The organism is Arthrobacter sp. StoSoilB13 (assembly GCF_019977255.1).
Taxonomy (GTDB): domain Bacteria; phylum Actinomycetota; class Actinomycetes; order Actinomycetales; family Micrococcaceae; genus Arthrobacter.
Genome location: NZ_AP024647.1, coordinates 2,370,308 through 2,388,308, shown reverse-complemented (window position 1 = coordinate 2,388,308; position 18,001 = coordinate 2,370,308). Strand labels below are relative to the sequence as shown.

General features: G+C 63.5%; 15 protein-coding genes, 3 pseudogenes and 1 riboswitch. Of the genes and pseudogenes, 7 read left to right on the top strand and 11 right to left on the bottom strand.

Annotated features, from left to right (window positions below):
- Positions 1–9: 9 nt before the first annotated feature.
- Positions 10–1,227 carry a M20 metallopeptidase family protein gene (locus LDP01_RS11190; RefSeq protein WP_224089133.1) on the bottom strand — a complete coding sequence of 406 codons (1,218 nt, stop codon included), beginning with the start codon at positions 1,225–1,227 and terminating at the stop codon, positions 10–12.
- Between the two features lie 140 nt (positions 1,228–1,367).
- On the opposite strand from LDP01_RS11190, the gene LDP01_RS11185 reads away from it, so the two are divergent.
- Positions 1,368–2,405, top strand: a complete 1,038-nt coding sequence (locus LDP01_RS11185) for an Lrp/AsnC family transcriptional regulator (RefSeq protein WP_224089131.1) — start codon at positions 1,368–1,370, stop codon at positions 2,403–2,405.
- Between the two features lie 78 nt (positions 2,406–2,483).
- Here LDP01_RS11185 and LDP01_RS11180 read toward each other — a convergent pair whose 3' ends face one another.
- Entirely contained in the window at positions 2,484–3,086 is a 603-nt protein-coding gene (locus LDP01_RS11180) for an SAM-dependent methyltransferase (RefSeq protein WP_527249068.1), read from the bottom strand.
- A gap of 321 nt (positions 3,087–3,407) precedes the next feature.
- On the opposite strand from LDP01_RS11180, the gene LDP01_RS11175 reads away from it, so the two are divergent.
- Positions 3,408–5,369, top strand: coding sequence for an FG-GAP-like repeat-containing protein (locus tag LDP01_RS11175; protein ID WP_224089127.1), 1,962 nt, complete (start codon positions 3,408–3,410; stop codon positions 5,367–5,369).
- Here LDP01_RS11175 and soxR read toward each other — a convergent pair.
- Positions 5,366–5,836: a redox-sensitive transcriptional activator SoxR gene (soxR, locus tag LDP01_RS11170; RefSeq protein WP_224089125.1), complete on the bottom strand. Its 471-nt coding sequence runs from the start codon at positions 5,834–5,836 to the stop codon at positions 5,366–5,368. The two genes, LDP01_RS11175 and soxR, sit on opposite strands and share 4 nt — an antisense overlap.
- Positions 5,837–5,904: 68 nt before the next feature.
- On the opposite strand from soxR, the pseudogene LDP01_RS11165 reads away from it, so the two are divergent.
- Positions 5,905–7,300, top strand: a pseudogene (locus LDP01_RS11165) (MFS transporter).
- A 290-nt stretch (positions 7,301–7,590) separates the two neighbouring features.
- Positions 7,591–9,337: pseudogene (locus tag LDP01_RS11160) on the top strand (DEAD/DEAH box helicase).
- 18 nt (positions 9,338–9,355) lie between these two features.
- On the opposite strand, the gene LDP01_RS11155 reads toward LDP01_RS11160, so the two are convergent.
- The 5 genes and pseudogenes from LDP01_RS11155 to LDP01_RS11135 form a co-directional block, all read right to left on the bottom strand.
- Positions 9,356–10,006: an MBL fold metallo-hydrolase gene (locus tag LDP01_RS11155; RefSeq protein WP_224089123.1), complete on the bottom strand. Its 651-nt coding sequence runs from the start codon at positions 10,004–10,006 to the stop codon at positions 9,356–9,358.
- 9 nt (positions 10,007–10,015) lie between these two features.
- Positions 10,016–11,024, bottom strand: a pseudogene (locus tag LDP01_RS11150) (aldo/keto reductase).
- Positions 11,025–11,251: 227 nt separating this feature from the next.
- Positions 11,252–11,635 carry a DMT family transporter gene (locus tag LDP01_RS11145; RefSeq protein ID WP_224089120.1) on the bottom strand — a complete coding sequence of 128 codons (384 nt, stop codon included), beginning with the start codon at positions 11,633–11,635 and terminating at the stop codon, positions 11,252–11,254.
- Positions 11,636–11,637: 2 nt separating this feature from the next.
- A complete protein-coding gene (locus LDP01_RS11140) occupies positions 11,638–11,952 on the bottom strand; it encodes a DMT family transporter (protein WP_224089117.1) in 315 nt (104 codons plus the stop codon).
- A 9-nt stretch (positions 11,953–11,961) separates the two neighbouring features.
- Positions 11,962–12,027: riboswitch (guanidine-III (ykkC-III) riboswitch) on the bottom strand.
- A 57-nt stretch (positions 12,028–12,084) separates the two neighbouring features.
- Positions 12,085–12,732 (bottom strand): HutD/Ves family protein, encoded by a 648-nt coding sequence (locus LDP01_RS11135; protein WP_224089115.1) that lies wholly within the window; start codon positions 12,730–12,732, stop codon positions 12,085–12,087.
- A gap of 95 nt (positions 12,733–12,827) precedes the next feature.
- On the opposite strand from LDP01_RS11135, the gene LDP01_RS11130 reads away from it, so the two are divergent.
- From LDP01_RS11130 to LDP01_RS11120, 3 genes are all read left to right on the top strand, one after another.
- Complete coding sequence (locus LDP01_RS11130; RefSeq protein WP_224089113.1) at positions 12,828–13,424, top strand: phosphoribosylanthranilate isomerase; 597 nt, start codon at positions 12,828–12,830, stop codon at positions 13,422–13,424.
- Positions 13,425–13,869: 445 nt separating this feature from the next.
- Positions 13,870–14,319, top strand: coding sequence for an SRPBCC family protein (locus LDP01_RS11125; protein WP_224089111.1), 450 nt, complete (start codon positions 13,870–13,872; stop codon positions 14,317–14,319).
- A 68-nt stretch (positions 14,320–14,387) separates the two neighbouring features.
- Positions 14,388–14,789 carry a YccF domain-containing protein gene (locus LDP01_RS11120; RefSeq protein ID WP_216926600.1) on the top strand — a complete coding sequence of 134 codons (402 nt, stop codon included), beginning with the start codon at positions 14,388–14,390 and terminating at the stop codon, positions 14,787–14,789.
- Between the two features lie 70 nt (positions 14,790–14,859).
- On the opposite strand, the gene LDP01_RS11115 is transcribed toward LDP01_RS11120, so the two are convergent.
- The 3 genes from LDP01_RS11115 to LDP01_RS11105 all read right to left on the bottom strand — a co-directional run bounded on the left by LDP01_RS11115 (position 14,860) and on the right by LDP01_RS11105 (position 17,956).
- Positions 14,860–15,624 (bottom strand): 2-phosphosulfolactate phosphatase, encoded by a 765-nt coding sequence (locus tag LDP01_RS11115; RefSeq protein WP_224089109.1) that lies wholly within the window; start codon positions 15,622–15,624, stop codon positions 14,860–14,862.
- Positions 15,621–16,490 carry a DUF4031 domain-containing protein gene (locus tag LDP01_RS11110; RefSeq protein ID WP_224089107.1) on the bottom strand — a complete coding sequence of 290 codons (870 nt, stop codon included), beginning with the start codon at positions 16,488–16,490 and terminating at the stop codon, positions 15,621–15,623. The genes LDP01_RS11115 and LDP01_RS11110 overlap by 4 nt, the downstream gene beginning before the upstream one ends.
- A 131-nt stretch (positions 16,491–16,621) precedes the next feature.
- Positions 16,622–17,956 carry an FAD-binding oxidoreductase gene (locus LDP01_RS11105; RefSeq protein WP_224089105.1) on the bottom strand — a complete coding sequence of 445 codons (1,335 nt, stop codon included), beginning with the start codon at positions 17,954–17,956 and terminating at the stop codon, positions 16,622–16,624.
- Positions 17,957–18,001 lie beyond the last annotated feature (45 nt).

The following is an 18,001-nucleotide window of genomic DNA, read 5'->3' as shown; positions in this document are numbered from 1 at the left end:
GGCTGGGAGTTAGTTGGCGGCGAGGGTCGCGATGCGGGATACGGCGAGTTCGGCGTAGAGGGCAGCGCCGTCGGTGAGGACGCCGTCGTCGAACGTCGCGTACGGCGAGTGGTTGAAGGGCGACGTCGCGTGGTCGGCGCCGGGGGTAACGGCACTGAGTCCGACGAAGGTTCCCGGAACCTCGGCCAGGACGCGGGAGAAGTCCTCGGAACCACCCAGGGGAGTTGCCATCCGGGTCAGCCGGGACTCGCCGAACATGCCGGCGATGACCTTCTCCGCGGTGTTCGTTTCGTCCTCGTCGTTGATGGTGAGGGGGTATTCCTGTTGGTAATCCACATCAACCTCCAAACCGTGGGCTGCAGCGATGCCTTGGAGCAGCTTGGGTACTACCTCCATCATCTTCTGCCGGGACTCTTCGGAGAAGGTCCTGATGGTGGCTTCGATGCGGGCGGTCTCCGGGATCACGTTCCGCTTGGTTCCGGCGTGAAGCACGCCGACGGTGAGGACAACGGGATCGAACATGTTGAACTGGCGGGTCACCATGACCTGGAGGGCGGTGACCATTTCCGCTGCTGCGGTCACGGGGTCCTTGGCTGAATGGGGTGCGGAGCCATGCCCGCCGGCGCCAAGCACAGTCACCACGAGTCCGTCCGAGGAACTGAGCATCACACCGTTCTTGGTGACGAACTGGCCGTGCGGTTCCAGTGAGGAGAAGACGTGCATGCCGTAGGCCGTATCAGCGCGTCGGCCGGCAGCGTCCAGGACACCTTCGTTGATCATGTAGCTGGCGCCGTCAAAGCCTTCTTCGCCGGGCTGGAACATGAGGACGACGTCGCCGGCCAGCTGATCACGACGTTCAGCCAGGAGGGTAGCTGCTCCGGCGAGCATGGACGTGTGGAGGTCGTGGCCACAGGCGTGCATCGCGCCATCGACACGGGAGGTGTAGTCAACGCCGGTGGTTTCCTGGACCGGAAGGCCGTCCATGTCTGCGCGCAACAACACCACGGGCTTCTCGGCTGACGCGTAAGCAGCGCCACCGCGCAGGACCGCGGTGACCGACGTCGTGTCCTTGCCCAAGGTGATCTCGTACGGGAGTCCGTCGAGTGCCTTCAGTACTTTTTCCTGGGTACGGGGGAGTTGCAGGCCGATCTCCGGTTCGCGGTGGAGGTCGTGGCGGAGGCGGACGATGTCGTCCTGGAGTTCCTTGGCGTCGGCGGCGATGGTCATGTGTTCTCCTGCTCGTGCTGGGGGTATAGGTTCTTCCTGCAATTCTGTGGTGACTGAACTCACAATTCTGAAAACATCTATAAAAATGCACGAAAGGCCCAGAAACGCAGGATTCATGCACTGTTTGCGAGAATGAACTCATGGAACTCAGTGAAGAGGATTTACGCCTCGTCAATGCCCTGCAGATTTCGCCCCGCATCAGCTGGTCCGACGCCGGCGAAGTCCTGGGCGTCCACGCCACAACCTTGGCCGCGCGGTGGGACCGCCTGAAGGCTGCCGGTGCGGCATGGACCACTGCGCATCTCATGGGCGATCCGAAGAACATGTGCCTTGCCATGGTGGACATCGACTGCGAAATGGATCTCCGGCCGCAGGTCACGGCAGCCCTGGCAGAGCTCCCCGAGGTCATCACCGTCGAAGAAGCGGCCAGCAACCGCGACCTCACACTCACGGTCATCACCCAGGACCTCGATCAGTTCAGCACCAGCCTGCTGCCGCGGCTCAAGGAAGTCCGGGGGCTCACCAAGTACCACACGTCGCTGTGTACACGCATCCACACCAGTGGCTATGCGTGGCGGCTGAATGTGCTCACGAAGGGGGAACAGCAGGCGCTCCGGGCACTGGCGGGGCCTGAATCAGCCAACCCGTCGGCTCCCGACGTCATCGTCGTGCCGCTACCGGAGAGCCATCTGGCCCTCATCCCGTTCCTTTCCCGTGACGGACGTGCTTCCGCTGCTGAGATTGCGCGGGCTCTGGGGCGCCATCCCGCCACGGTGCAACGCCAGTTGGGGCGGGTGCTGAGCAGCAGGATGCTCTCCTTCCGCTGTGAGATCGCCCAAAAATTCTCCGGTTTCCCCATCACCGTTCAGTGGTTTGCAAACGTTCCGGCGGGCCAACACGAAGCCGCCGCGACGGAACTGCGTTCGGTCCGGAATGTCAGGTTCTCGGCGTCCACCACCGGACGCACCAACTTCACCATGATCATGTGGCTTCGGTCGCTGGCCGAGATCATGGAGATGGAACTCGCCATCCAGCAGCGGATCCCGGGCATCGAACTCGTGGAGAGTGTGGTCATGTTGAATACGGCCAAACGGGTTGGCTGGATGCTGAACCCGGACTCGACCGCCACAGGGACAGTGGTGGCACCGTACGGGGAACTGCTGCCGGAAACGGCGTAAGTTTGTTGGTCGAGTTCACGCCCAAACCCCAGCCCACGACGACGGCGTGGCCGGCCTGGGGTGCCGGTTCCGCCAGTATCAGGGGTGCTTCGTGGCCCGCAGGACGGTGTCCAAAACAGTAGCCGTCCCGCCTTCTGGGCCGGTGATGGTGCGTTCCCGCGAAGTAAGGACGTTGACGAACCACGGCTCGCGGTCCAGGCGAAGCGCTCCAGCCAACTGTTCCGGCGAGAAGAACATGCCTGTTTCACGGTGGTGGCTCCACGGAGCGAGCCCATGAGGGTGATGTCCGACCACCAGCAACGTCCCGCCCGGAGCCACAGCCGCTGCCGCGGAAGCCACGGAGTCGCGCCACGGCAGGAGGGGGCTGTGGAGGAATTGTGCTGATACGAGGTCAAAAATGGGTTCCGGCTTCCATTCGGCAAGGTCCTGCTGCTGCCAGGTAATCCGGTCGGCGTAACCCGACTCCGATGCGTGGGCTGCGGCCCGTTCAAGCGCGACGGCCGATACATCCATTCCGGTGACCGTCCAGCCTTGCCCGGCGAGCCAGATGGCGTCTGCACCTTCGCCGCAGCCAAGGTCCAGGGCCGTTCCGGCGCGGAGGCCGGCCACTTCGGCGACCAACTGGGGATTCGGATTTCCGCTCCAGACCTTTGGACGCTCCTTGTACATGCCGTCCCACATGTCAGCGGCGTTGTCGGCGTCCTCGTGGAGGTTGAGCCCGCCATGCCGCGGTCCACTGTGGTCAGTGTCCTGATGGGCGTTCTCGTGTGTGCTGCCAAGGGTGCTGCCGGAGGTGCCGTCCGTGGGGTGGGGAGTGCCGCCGTCGTGAGTGTGTTCAGCCATAAGCCAAGCGTGCCGTGAGCAGGCTACGAAAGGCAACGCCCGTTGCTGCTTCGGCAAAACACACATACGAACAAAATGATCTGGTTTTTCCATTTGATGGTGACTAGCGTTTGAGCCAAGCGCCGGACACAAGTCAGTGGCGCATGAAACGGGGGATTCATGATGTTCGGGACGCCTACATTCACTGCGCGTGCTGCCTTTGTGGCTTTGGCGGCGGCCTTAACGCTTATGGCTTCAGGGTTACCGGCCCAGGCCAATCCGCTAAAGCCCGACGCCGTCGCGGCAGCCACCGTGCCAACCGTCGCACCCATGGCGACTTTCGGGACGCCTTACAGGATCGAGGTTCCCAGCCCCAACTTTGCTGAGGCGAGTCCGGACGGCCGCAAGCTGTTCACAGTGTCCGGCTCCGGGGCGTTCGCCACTATCGACGTTGCCACCAGCACCGTGACTGCCAGCATCGATGTCCGGGATGTTACTGCCATGAAGGTCAGCCCGGACGGCGCCAAGGTTTACCTGGCAACAAGCGAGTCCCAGGAGCACTTCCTGACTGTCGTGGACACCGCCGCCATAACGGTCGTGGACATACCGGTGGACGGCCCGGTCTTCAGCCTCGCATTTACTCCCGACGCGTCCAGCGTTTACGCGGCTGTGTATGGGACGCCGGCGGACACGGGCTCGACGCCGGGATCGGTTGCGGTCATCGATATGGCTACGGCGTCCGTGGCTTCCTCGATTCCCGTTGGTCGCGAGCCAACCCAGGTACTTGTGACGCCGGATGGGGCCAAGGTCTTCGCACTGAATCTGCTGGACCAGTCGGTTTCCGCCATCGAGACGTCGACGAACACCGTGACCAGCACCATTCCGCTCGGCGGGACGTCAACCGGAGGATCCATGTCTCCGGACGGATCCAAGCTGTACTATCCCAAGCTCGAAGGCGGGATCGCCATCGCAGGCGTCACCACGAATACTGTGATCGGGGAAGTGGTGACCCAGTCCGTGGCCACCGCACCAAGTTTCACCCCCGATGGTTCACGGGCCTTCGTGGTGGACCAGCGCCCCAATGACTATTACGTGGCTGAAGTCGATCTTCAAGGGAATTCACTGACGCCGGTCAGCCTCTCTGAAGGCCCGGTCATGAACATGGGGCCCCTCACGGTCCAGGCCAGCCCGGATGGCCGACGACTCTATGTGCTTGGCCACAGCATCAATGTCCTCAGCTTGCCGACGCTCAAGCCTGCGGGCGTCATCAACCTGGATGACGGGTTGCTTCCACGTCAACTTGTCATCGTTCCGGACGGCTCCATGGGGTACGTCGTTCCTGGCAACCAGGGCGATTACGTCGTGGCTGTTAGTACGGGACAGCCGGAGAATGTGTGGAAAGACTACAACTCTGACGGCGCCACGGATGTTCTGGCGAGGGACTCCGCCGGCGGCCTGTGGCTGTACCCCGGAAACGGCAATAAAGGCTGGCTGCCCCGTTCACAGGTTGGCTCCGGTTGGAACATCATGAACCTGTTGATGGCCTCAGGCGACTTTGACGGTGACGGCAAACCGGACGTCCTGGCACGCGACGAGGCCGGTGATTTGTGGCTGTATCCGGGCGACGGCAATGCTGATTGGCTGCCCCGCTCCAAAGTCGGCGTTGGCTGGAACGCGATGACCGCCGTCGTGGCCCCAGGCGATTTCGATGACGATGGAAAAGCCGATGTCCTTGCCCGGGACAGTGCTGGTGACCTCTGGCTGTATCCGGGGAACGGCTCAGGCAGTTGGCTTCCCAGATCGAAGGTGGGAACCGGCTGGAACGTGATGACAGCCATCATGGGGCCGGGAAACCTGCGTTCGCCAGGGCGCGATGTCCTTGCCCGGGATACGTGGGGAACTCTGTTCCTTTACGAACCGGACGGCACGGGCGGCTGGCATCAGCCGCTGCTGGTTGGCATTGAGTGGAACGTCATGTCTGCAATCGTCACGCCGGGCGACTTCGACAGCGACGACGTGCCGGACATCCTGGCCCGCGACGCCAGCGGGACCCTGTGGCTCTACCCAGGGCAGGGCTTCGGGGGATATTCGCCGCGCGTGCAGGTGGGAGTGGGATGGAATGTCATGACGGCGATCATCTAATGCTGCTGGCCGGACAGGTTCCAGCGTTGCGCTCCTGCCCCGGTCGCCCCCAGCTCGTCGGCTGGATTCTGAAGCGTGCACGATTTCAGGCTCAGGCAACCGCAACCGATGCAGCCATCCAGATCGTTCCGCAGGTGTTGCAGCGCAGCAATCCGTTCGTCGAGTTCCTTGCGCCACCGCGACGACAACCGTGTCCAGTCCCGCTTGGTGGGCGTCCGTCCGTCCGGCAGGGAGTCCAGCGCCTCCCGGATGTCCTTCAGAGGAAGGCCAACTCTTTGCGATGTTTTGATGAAAGCCACCCGCCGCAGCGTTTCACGCCGGTACCGCCGCTGGTTTCCGGCCGTGCGTTCAGCCGTGATGAGCCCATTTCGTTCGTAGAAGTGAAGGGCCGACGGCGATACTCCACTCCGCTCGGAAAGCTCGCCAATGCTCAGGGGCCGGTGGGCGCTGCCGGGAACTTGTGGCATGGCTGGTCCTCCGGTGGTGGTCGTGGTGGATTGACCTCAACATTAGTTGAGGTTCTAGGGTAGCGTCCATGACCTCTGATACCTCAACGGCCGGGATACTCCGCCGTCCATACCTGCTGGCTACCGTTGGTGCTTGTGCGCTCGTTTTCCTCAGCGCCTTCGAGTCCCTGGCGGTAACCACCATCATGCCGCTCGTCAGCCGCGACCTGGACGGAGCCACCCTTTACGCGCTGGCCTTCGCCGGCCCCTTGGCGACCGGTGTGATGGGCATGGTCGGAGCAGGTAATTGGTCGGATCGCCGGGGTCCGGCGGCACCGTTGTACGCGTCGGTGGCACTGTTCGTCGCCGGCCTGTTGATCGCAGGAACAGCCGGAAGCATGGAGGTCCTGGTGCTGGGGCGCCTCGTGCAGGGACTCGGTGGCGGTGCCATGACCGTTGCCCTGTATGTGTTGGTGGCCCGCGTCTACCCGCCGACTCTGCATCCCAAAATCTTCGCCGCGTTTGCCGCATCCTGGGTGATCCCTTCACTCGTGGGCCCGTTCGCCGCTGGCATCGTTGCACAGCTCAGCAGCTGGCACTGGGTATTCCTGGGCGTGGTGGGGCTTGTTGTTCCGGCACTGCTGATGGTGGTGCCCGCTGTGCGGGGAATGACCTCGGAGCCCGTCACCGAAACTGTGCCGTGGGCTTTCGGACGCATGGGCTGGGCGGCGCTGGCCGCCCTGACCGTCCTCGCGCTGAACCTGTCAGCAGAGGTGCCGGGCGTGGGCGGGGTGATTGCCGTCGTCGCGCTTGTCCTTGCCGTGGTGGCGGTACGGCCCTTGGTCCCGCGCGGAACGCTGGTCGCCCGCCGCGGCCTTCCCAGCGTGATCCTCACCCGCGGTTTGGCGTCGGCAGCGTTTTTCGGTGCCGAGGTCTACCTGCCGTACCTGCTGACCGAACAGTACGCTTTCACGCCGACGTTTGCCGGGCTCACACTGACCGGCGCTGCGCTCGCATGGGCAGGGGCGTCTGCCCTCCAAGGCCCGGTTGGGTTCCAAGCTGCCCGATGCCCTTGCGGTGAAAATTGGTGCCGCGCTGGTGCTGGTGGCAATCGTGCTGGCCCTGGTGACTGCGGCATTGGCGCTGCCGGCGGCCATTGCCATTGGAGGCTGGATCCTTGCCGGCGGGGGCATGGGGCTCATGTACCCACGCCTGAGCGTCATGACGTTGGCTCTCTCGACTCCCGATAACCAGGGCTTCAACAGCGCAGCGATGTCCATCTCCGATTCCCTGGGAGGCGCCCTGGCCCTCGCTGCCACGGGACTCGTCTTCGCAGCATTTACGACGACGAACCCGTTTGCGGGGGTCTTCGCACTGACGGCGGTGATCGCCGTCGTCGGGCTCGTCATGGCGCCACGGGTCGCCACCCGGGCGGACGCCTCCACAACGCGGGAAGCCCAACCTGAGCCCTCGCTGCATAAGTAGCCGGACGTACGCATAACTAGCCCGATGCGGGGCTCGACGCCGAACACTGCTAGACTGGGGACACTTGATGTGCGGTGACGCCCTGAAGCAGGTGGCCCAAAAGGCTACGTGACGGGGCATTTTTCATGTGAGAGGCACATCCTGCGTCGATGAACGCGTTCCATTTGGTCCCGGCCAACGCTCCAGCAGCGAACCGGTAGACCACCTGACTTTTCCTCGGCGAACCCCTGGCCCAACCGGCGTCGGGGGCCGATGTCCGCAACTGGACACCGCCCGAAAGACATTAGTAAATGACTACTTTTGCTGCCCTTGGCACGCCCAAGGCCATTGCTGAATCCCTCGCCGCAGACGGCATCGAAGAGGCATTCCCCATCCAGGTGAAGACCCTCCCGGATACGCTCGCAGGCCGCGACGTCCTGGGCCGTGGCCGCACCGGCTCCGGCAAGACCATCGCTTTCGCCATCCCGCTTGTGGCCCGCCTGGCCGAGCGTGAAGCCAAGCACTTCCGCAAGCCGGGCCGCCCGATGGGCCTCGTCCTTGCTCCGACGCGTGAACTCGCAACACAGATCAACGCCACCATCGAGCCGCTGGCCAAGGCCATGGGCCTGAACACCACGGTGATCTACGGCGGCATCTCCCAGGCACGCCAGGAAAAGGCGCTGCGCGCCGGCGTCGACATCGTCATTGCCTGCCCGGGCCGTCTCGAAGACCTGATCCGCCAGCGCATCCTGACCCTTGAGGCCGTCGAGGTCACCGTGCTGGACGAGGCAGACCACATGGCCGACCTCGGCTTCCTTCCGGTGGTCAAGAAGCTCATGGACATGACCCCCACCCAGGGTCAGCGCCTGCTCTTCTCCGCGACGTTGGACAACGGTGTTGACAAGCTGGTCAACCGTTACCTCTCCAACCCGCTCACCCACTCCGTGGATGACCCGCAGGCTGCCGTCACCACCATGGAACACCACGTCCTGGTAGTCAACGACCAGACCGTCAAGAAGCAACTCATCGTCGAACTGGCCTCCGGCGCCGGACGCCGCGTCCTGTTCATGCGGACCAAGCACCACGCCCGCAAGCTTGCCAAGACCCTCACCGACGCCGGCATCCCCGCCGTCGATCTTCACGGCAACCTGTCGCAGAACGCCCGCGACCGCAACCTGGCCGAGTTCTCCAACGGTGACGTTCGCGTACTGGTGGCCACCGACGTCGCAGCCCGCGGCGTGCACGTTGACGATGTCGAACTCGTCATCCACGTTGACCCGCCCACAGAGCACAAGGCATACCTCCACCGCTCAGGCCGCACGGCCCGTGCTGGTTCCGATGGCACCGTTGTAACGCTGACACTCCCGGAGCAGCAGAGCGACGTCAAGAAGCTCATGAAGGCTGCCGGCGTGGACGTATCGTTCGAGCGCGTCACGGCCAACTCCCCGCTTGTCGCCGAGCTCGTGGGCGACATCGCGGACAAGGTCGACCCCCGCACCCGTGCGGCCCTTCTCGCAGCGAAAGCCCCGCAGGGTGGCGGCACGTCCACTGGCGCCAACGCCCAGCGCAAGCGCGCACGCCGGACCGGCGGCCAGGCGGCTCCCACCGCGGGTGGCCGTGGCGGCCGCGGCGGACGCGGCAAGGTGGCAGCTGAGCCGGTTCGCACGGACGTCAACCGCGCCGATCGTCGCGCAGCAATGAACGACGACGTCGCCCGCAGCTCACGTGGTCGCGGCAAGGCTGGCGCAACTCACCGCAACGACGTTCCCGGCTCCCAGGGTCAGGGCGGGCCGCAGTGGTCGTCCCGCTTCCGGGCAGCGTGCTGCTGCCGGTGGCCAGCGCTCTGCCTCGGCTCCGCGCACGGCTTCCACCACGAGCACCCGTACCAGCGGAAACAAGGCCGTATGGTCTTCCGCTACGGGAGCTACGTCCGGTGGATCCTACGGTTCGGGTGCCTCCGGCAACTCCGCTCGTGGGGGCTCCGGCGCGGGTCGTCCGGCACGCAGTGGCCCGCGTCGCGCCTCGGCTCCCGCGTCGAACGAGCGTCGCGGCCGCTAAGTCCCCGCAACGCATGGCTCACCAGCCTCGGGCGCGCCACTCCTCAAGGTGTGGCCGCTCGGCGCCCAGGGTCGTGGGCAATCCATGGCCCGGGTGCACCACGGTCTCGTCCGGATAAACGTCGAACAGCCGCTCTTTCACGTCGTTCAACAGTGAAGTGAAACGTGAAGGATCGCCCTGTGTGTTGCCGACGCCTCCCGGAAACAACGAGTCTCCACTGAAAATGTGGGCCGGCCCGTCCGGATCCTGGTAAACGAAAGCGATGGAACCAGGGGTGTGTCCGCGGAGGTGGACCGTCGTGATCTCGAAGTCGCCGAACCGCTCGACGTCGCCGTGACCAAGCCGGACATCCACCGGAACGGGCAGCGCATCGGCGTCGTCCGCTCCTGCAGAAGTGCTGGCGCCGGTCGCGGACACCAACTCACCCAAGGCGCGGATGTGGTCCCAATGCTGGTGGGTAGTGGCGATTCGGACCAGCTTCGGCACTTCGGAAGTATCCGCTTCGCTGTCCTTCAGGAGTACCTGAATGGCTGGAAGGTCATCGGCGGCGTCGATCAACAGCTGCACGCCTGTGGACTTCGAGGTCAGCAGATACACGTTGTTGTTCATCTCGCTGACGGAGATGCTCCGTATGGTGACGTCACGCGATGAGTGAATAAGCGAATCCATCGGCTTAGTCTATGCAGTGGTCGTGTTGGCTTCGCGGCCTTGCGACACCCAGTTGGGGTCCGCAGAACGTGAACCCACGACGGCGTCCGCGGCTTGGTCGAGCACATCAAGTTGCGCTGTTCCCAGTTGCAGGGACAGCGCGCCAAGGTTCTCGTCGATGCGGTGCGTTTTGCGCGTACCGGGGATGGGGACCACCGGCAGCCCAAGGCGCTTGCCCTGGGTGAACAGCCAGGCCAGTGCTACCTGGGCAGGAGTTGCACCCAGGTCATCGGCTACTTCACGAACCGCGGCCACGACGGCCTGGTTCGCATCGAGTGCCTCGTCACCAAAGCGGGGAATCTTGTGGCGGAAGTCGTTTTCGCCCAAGTCGCTCGCGCTAATGGTTCCCGTGAGGAACCCGCGGCCGAGCGGCGAATAGGGCACAAAGCCAACACCGAGTTCCTTCGCTGCAGGAACAACGTTTTGCTCAACATCCCTGCTCCAGATTGACCATTCACTCTGGACCGCGGCAATGGGATGGACGGCGTTGGCCTGCCGAAGCTCCTCGGCTGTCACCTCAGACAGGCCGAGGTGGCGAACTTTGCCCTCACGGACCAGCTCCGCCATGGCCTCCACGGTTTCCACTATCGGAACGCGGAGGTCACGGCGGTGCAGGTAATAGAGGTCAATGACGTCAGTGTCCAGGCGGCGCAGGCTCGCTTCTGCTGCCTGCCTGACGTAGGGCGCATCGCCGCGAACTCCCGTGTACCCGTTCGCGGCGTTGCCCTCTATCCCGAACTTCGTGGCCAATTGGACCTCGTCACGCCGGCCTTTCAGGAGCTGGCCCACCAACTCCTCGTTGCTTCCGGCGCCGTAAACATCTGCGGTATCGATGAAGGTGATTCCCGCATCCACCGCATGCCTCAGGGTTTGCAGGGCTTCAGCGGGGTCGATTCCCCCCGTAGACCGGTGTCAGGGCCATGCCGCCAAAGCCAAGGGGGCTGACAGTAAGGCCATCGCCGAGTTGAACTGCAGTCATGAACTTCTCCCATGCGTGTTGGTATTCGAACTGCCCTTTGTTGGCGTGAACCCCGCCGCGGGCTTGGGTATTCCTGCTGGTTCTCCGGGTGTGGCCGACGCTCCTTCCCAGTTGGTCCGAGTAGCACCCGGCCCGCCTGCTTGCCCGCCCCCGTGATTGCGGGGTTTCTGCTGCTGGACCAGGGGTGCCGGGGGAGGCAACTGGGAAGGAGCGTGGAGGAGTGCTGGCTACTCGGCGGACGCCTGGGGTTTGTCGGACGGCAGCGCCTTCAAACCGGCAGCACAACCCACGATTCCGGCGATGAAGAACAGCTTCAACGGGCTGGCGGGTTCGACGCCGCTGAGCATGGCCCAGCCAACAGTGAGCGCCGCACCGATGCCCACCCATACCGCGTAGGCCGTGCCGAGGGGGATGCGCTTCACGGCTATGCCCAAACCGAACATGCTCAGCAGCGCGGTGACAGCGAAGACCATCGTCGGTGCGAGCTGGGTGAAGCCGTTGGAGAGTCCCAGAGCTGTGGCCCACACGGCTTCGAGGACGGCGGAGGCAAGGAGAACCAGCCAGAAGAGGCCGTTCTTCGCAGAATTCCGGGTGGTCGTTGTTGCAGCCATGCCTACGCCACCACCTTCAGGCCAACCACGCACGCGCCGATACCTGCGAGCAGCAGCAGCCGGGCCGTCGTCGCGCGTTCCACCTTGGTGACCATGGCGTAAGCCGACGTCAGGAGGACGCCGACACCCACCCACACCGCATACGCCGTACCCGTGGGAATGGATTGCATGGCGATCGCGAGGCCGCCGGTGCTGGCGATGACACTTACCAGGAAAATGACAGTGGGGACTGGCTTGCGGAAGCCCTTTGAGCGGTGAAGGGCTGCAGCCCAAACGGTCTCGAGCGCTCCGGAGAGAATGAGAATTAACCACGACATGACAGATCCTTTGGCCAGTCTTGTCGCGTGCCGGGTACTGAACCGTCGTCCGGAGGTTCCAGAGCGGAACCTTCATTTCAGGCTAGCAACTCCTGCAGGCCCTGGCCACTTTGGGTGGCGAAAGTCACCAGCCTAGACGTTCGCGGGGTCCACTTTGTCGATGGAGATCACGGCAACAAAACCCCGGCCCGAGATCTCAGGGCTGCGCGTATCCGAGCCCACCACGGCGTCGTAGCGGTTCAGCTCAACCGGTTCGGCCGCGCTGGTCGCCGGGCTGGCGCCGTCGGACTCGTCCTCCACAGAGGCGCCTTCCTCCGGATCCGTGCCAGGAGCGACCGTCGCCTTGCCTTCCAGGAGGACGGCCAACTGTCCCTCGAACACAGGGTGGGCGCGTTTCTTGGAGATCTCGACGATGGACGTGTACCCCTTGAAGGCACTTGCGCGGGCGATGACGTTGAGGTCCCGGATGTCGCCGGTGGGCAGCGTGGCCGACGATGCCGCCTCTCCGGAGAAACGGAACGGACGATACTTCTCCAGCGGGTGCTCTTCGCCGTCGACGGTCAGCAGGAGCAACTCACCGTCAATGATGGTGATGACCCGTTCCATGCCCGGAAAATTGGAGAAGTCGCCGGCCTTGGAAACATCGGCGATGCTCACGCGCCAATCCCAAGCCCCGTCCTGGGCCGAGGCGACCTTCGGGTGGCTGGCTAGTTCGCGCGTCACCCCGCCTCCGTTGCGCCACGGTTCGGGGTGGATGTCGGCAAAGCGGATGATCTCCATCCGACCAGCCTAGTGGTGGACACAGCTTCTGCGTTGTCAGCATGGCTTGCTAACGTCATATGTGGAAAACGTGGGAATACGGTTGGAGGCACGGAATGTTCGTCAAAGTGTGCGGCTTGAGCACGCCCGAATCCGTGCGCACTGCCGTGGACGCGGGTGCGGACGCCGTCGGCTTCGTGCTGACTTCGAGCCCACGTGAAGTCACCCCGGACCAGGTGCGTATCCTGCTGCCACTGGTCCCCGCAAACGTTAAGGCCGTGGCTGTTTTCCGGCACGAGCCTGCCGCCGATGCCGTTTCTGTTGCCCGGGCCGCAGGACTCACCTGGGTTCAGCTGCACGGCACCCGGACTGCCGAGGACGTCAAAACAGTGCACGACGCCGGGATGCGGCTCATCCGGGCCGTCACCATGGGTGCCGCTCCGGACGAGTTCAGTGATCTGGGCGAGGATCTGCTCTTGATCGATGCGGCCGTGCCGGGTTCGGGAGAATCCTGGGACTATGCCTCAGTGCGGGCGAAGGGACTCGGCGGCCGCGAGTGGCTGCTCGCAGGCGGACTCGAACCCGGAAACGTGGCCTTCGCTGCCGCAGCGGCGGGTGCGTGGGGCGTGGACGTTTCCTCGGGTGTGGAGTCGTCCCGGGGAGTGAAGGACCTGGCGAAGATCCGCGCATTCGTGGAAGCTGCAAAAGCCTGACGTTCTCTCACGTCCTGCGGTTTTTGGTGCGTTCTTCTCTCACATCCTGCCGTTTTTGGTGTGTTCTTCTCTCACGTCCTGCGGGTTTTGGTGCGTTCTTCTCTCACGTCCTGCGGTTTTTGGTGTGTTCTTCTCTCACGTCCTGCGGTTTTTGGTGTGTTCCTCTCTCACGTCCTGCGGCTGACACGACGTCTCCGACGATTCATGATGTGAGAGAACGTTGGGCAATTCGGGTGATGATGTGAGAGAACGTTGGACAAATCGGGTGATGATGTGAGAGAGCATCCGAATTAGCACTGGCACACCCTGGACTCGCTCCCGACGACACGATTCACTGGAACACGCCACTGGACTTTACACACGGAACCACACACGGAACCACACACGGACCCGCACGGAACAGGGAACCAAGCTAACGGACCACACGAAAACCAGGAGTCACACAATGAGCACAGAACAACACACCCTGACCATGACCCGCGAGTTCGATGCTCCCCGTGAGCGCGTCTTCGACGCCTGGATGGACCCAGATCAGCTGACCAAGTGGTTCGGGCCGGCCGGGGTTGATTCTCCGCGCGAGAAGATCGTCATTGACCCTCGCGTTGGCGGCGTGTGGCAAGTGGTGATGACCTGGACGGAGGGCGATGAAACCAAAGAAGGTCCTATCGATGCTGTCATCACGGAGCTCAACCCGCCGGCGCTTCTCGTGGCCTCAGCGAAATCGGGCGAGGAATCCAGCAGCGATGAGCTCGAGATGCGCCTCGAGTTCGAGGACCTGGACGGACGGACCCGCCTGGTAATGACGCAGGGACCGTTCGAATCCGAAGAATGGGTTGACATGACCCGCGAGGGCTGGGGAACGTCCTTCGACAAGCTGGACGGGCTCCTGGCTTAGCAAAGTCAGGGCCAATTCAGGGCACACCCCTAGGCTTAATGTCGGTCCGGCAAGGGAGAATTGAGACTATGAAAACGCTGCTCAACATCATTTGGCTGGTCTTCGGTGGTTTCTGGTTGGCATTGGGCTATTTCGCGGCAGGCATTATCTGTTGCGTGCTCATTGTGACCATTCCTTGGGGCATCGCTTCGTTCCGGATCGGCGCTTATTGCTTGTGGCCGTTTGGCCGGATGGTGGTGGAGAAGCCCGGCGGAACGGGTGTCTTCGCGCTTTTGGGCAACGTGATTTGGTTGTTGGTCGCGGGCATCTGGATAGCGATTGGCCACGTGGTCACTGCTTTCGCCATGGCCATCACCATCATCGGGATACCGCTGGCAATCGCCAACCTGAAGCTGATCCCGGTGTCGCTCATGCCTCTCGGCAAGCAGATTGTGCCGACCAACCAGCCGTTCGTCAGTACCTATCGCTGAGGTGATCGCTCCATTTAGACGACTCGCAGTGCGGCAGACGATTCCTACCGTCTGGCCTGCAGCGAGTCGTCTAATCGGTGGGACGGATGCCCTGAAAAGACCCATCCGTCAGCAGGGCAACCATCGTGCTGCCATCCAACTCGGCCGCGATTGCCACGTCCTCAATGAAGCCCCCATCGATCAGTTCACGACCACTTGAGCAGCCCCGCATCACGGAGGCCAGGTTGGGCTCGGCGGGGTCGAAGGCCGCGGCCGCAGATCCGGCTTCCGGTGAGAAGTTACGGCGCCCCGATCCTGCTAGTCCGGCGATGAAGGCTCCTGCTCCTAGCTCGTCCTCCAAAGCGGGCCGCAACGAACCATTGGTCCACTTCTCACCTGCGGCGATGACAGCTATTACGGCGTCATCCGGCAGGTTCGCATGAACCCAGTCGGCGGTCGCGGCCGCGTTGCGTAGGCACACAGCCACTACTTGCCGGGCTGAGTTGGCGAGCTCATGGCTGAGCGTCGAGCCGTTGGGCGATGGCAGGACCACGCGCTCCAGGTGCGGCGCATGACGCAAGCTCGCCGGAGACAAACTCAACCCCTCTCCACCACGTGGCCCCGCCAACGCAGCGTGATGATGTGCGGCGAACTCGCTCGCAGCAGCGTCCCTCATCGGGTAGGGGAAAACGGCCGCCCCACGATCAACCGCAACGCTGACGCACGTGGTGAACGAGAGGACGTCCACAACCACCGCAAGGTCAGCATGCGGCACCACTGCACGGGCGCCGTCGAGCCCCCATTCAAACCGCACTGAGTACGGAAGTTGCCGCTGCGGCGCTCCGGCTTCGCTCATGCGAGTTCGGAGACCAGGTTCCGATGGGCGGCGTCGGCCCACAGCGCTTTGGCACGGTCACCGTGGAAGAGCGGTTCCAAGGACAGCAAATGGCGTACGACGGCGGCGCGCCCTTGGGCGAAATCGGCGTCGCTGACGTGGGCGTAGTCTTCGCGGACGGCGGCCAGATACCGTGCGTAGGACTGTTCGTCGCCACCTAGGACGGAGAGGTCGGCGTCGCAGAGGAGTGCGCCGGCGTGGTCACCGGGTTCGGGGCTATGCGTGGCGGTCAGCCGGACAAGGCGCGCCACCTCAGCAACATCGTCGGGCGCCAAGCCGGCAGCAGAGAGCCGGTCCTCGGCCAAACGTGCCGAGTCCTCCTCATCCTGGCCCGCAACGCCTTCATACACGGCGTCGTGGAACCAGGCCGCCAAAGACACTGTCCTGGCGGGCAGCGCGGGTTCGGTCAACGTATCCAAGGCTTCAAGTACAGCCAGCAAGTGCGTCCGGCTGTGGTATTTCCGGCCGTCTTCGCCCCAACGCTCCAGCAGTTCCAGGCCCAGTTCTTCGTGCCCAGGGTAGATGCTGTTCCAACGCTCCATCAGAGGCACTGTCAAAGCCTTGCTCCGTTCCCGGGCAGGAATTCGAAGGCCGCTGGCGATAAGTTTGCGGACCAGGATCCGGGCTTCCACAGGGATTGCCCCCGCAGCAATGAGGTCATCGTAGCGCCGTTCAGGTACGTCATAGTGGTCACCGTCAAAGGCCCTCTCCGGAACTCCGGCGGCTGCCGCGAACGCGTGCAACTCGTCAAGGGACTTGTCGGACACGAGGTGCGAAAACACCGTCCCGTGAGCAGGCCACAGGGGAGGATCGACGTATACGGCCATGGCCAAAGTGTAAGCCAAACGATCCTTCCCAGTTACCGGCCATCGGAGCGGCTACCGCCGAGCGTCCGCCCCGGAAACACAGGCTTCACTGCCCGTGTGATTCACAGCAACTGGGAAGGAGCGTGGGGAACTCAGCGCTCCGCCGGCAGGATGTTCTGGTTGCCGCGGAACACGTTGTCAGGATCGAACGCGGCTTTGACCTTGGAGAGCCGCCGATAGTTCTGCTCTCCATAGGCCGCCATGATCCGGTCCTGGCCTTCGTCGCCGATGAAATTCAGCCACACTCCGCCCGTGGTGTGCGGGGCGATTTCCTGGCGGAACTGCTTGACCCAGGCCTTGGCTTCCTGACCGCCCTCACGGGTCTCGGACAAGCCAAACGGGTGGCTGACCCAAGCGGCGCCACGGTGTTGCAGTGGGGTGTTCGCAGCCGCCGGTCCGCTCACTGCTCCTCCCCAGCGTGCAATGAGCTGCTGTGAGTGCGCACCTGGCAGCCGGTTGGCGGAGGCCACGAAGAGATCCAGGGCATCGTCGTTGAGTTCGTTGTGATAGTCGGCGCTCCAATAGTTGTAGTGGTCCGGAGGGTCATCGATCATGCACTGGAAATCGGCGTACTGCATGGGCGAGACGAGGTCTACTGTTGGCCCGAGTTCCCGGAATGGTTTCGCATGCTCTTCTCCGGCCTCAAGGTCGCCTGCATACAGGTAGGCCATTCCGACGGCGAGTTTGCCCACCATGTCTTCCGGCACGAACTCTTCCGGCGGGGCGGTGAGGTACACGAGGGCTGTCCCGACGGCGTCGGGAACCTCAAGTGCCAATCCCCGGAAGGCGCGGGACAGGCCTGTGGCTTCCTCGCCGGGGAACAGCATGAGCCCGGCCATGACCGTAGGGCCGAGATCGTGGAGTTGGAAGGTGAGCGAGGTCGCCACGCCGAAATTTCCACCCCCGCCGTGGAGTGCCCAGAACAATTCCGAATTCTCGCCCGCGTTGGCAGTGACATGTTCGCCGGACGCAGTCACCAGGTCGACGGAGAGCAGGTTGTCGCACGCGAAACCGTAGGAGCGTTCCAGCCAGCCTGAGCCGCCGCCCAAGGTGAAACCGGAAACGCCCGTGGTGGATGCCCGGCCGCCCGTGACTGCGAGCCCATGCTGCTGCGTGGCGCGGTCGAACTCGCTCCACGTCACTCCGGCGCCCACCTTGGCAGTTTTCGCCTCGGGGTCAACGCTGATGGATTTCATGGGACGGACGTCCACTACCAATCCGTCGTCATTCGTAGACATGCCAGCCACTGAATGCCCGCCGGAACGCACAGCGACATCCAGATTGTGGGTCCGTGCGTAGCTGAGCGCTTCGGCCACTTCGGCGGGATCTGAACACTTTGCAATGACGGCCGGCCTGCGGTCGATCATCGCGTTGAAGAGCTTACGGGCTTCGTCATAATCCGGGTTGTCCGGACGAATCCATTCCATGGGACGCTCCTTCGCGCCTGAGACTCTCTCCCTAGAACAGAGTAC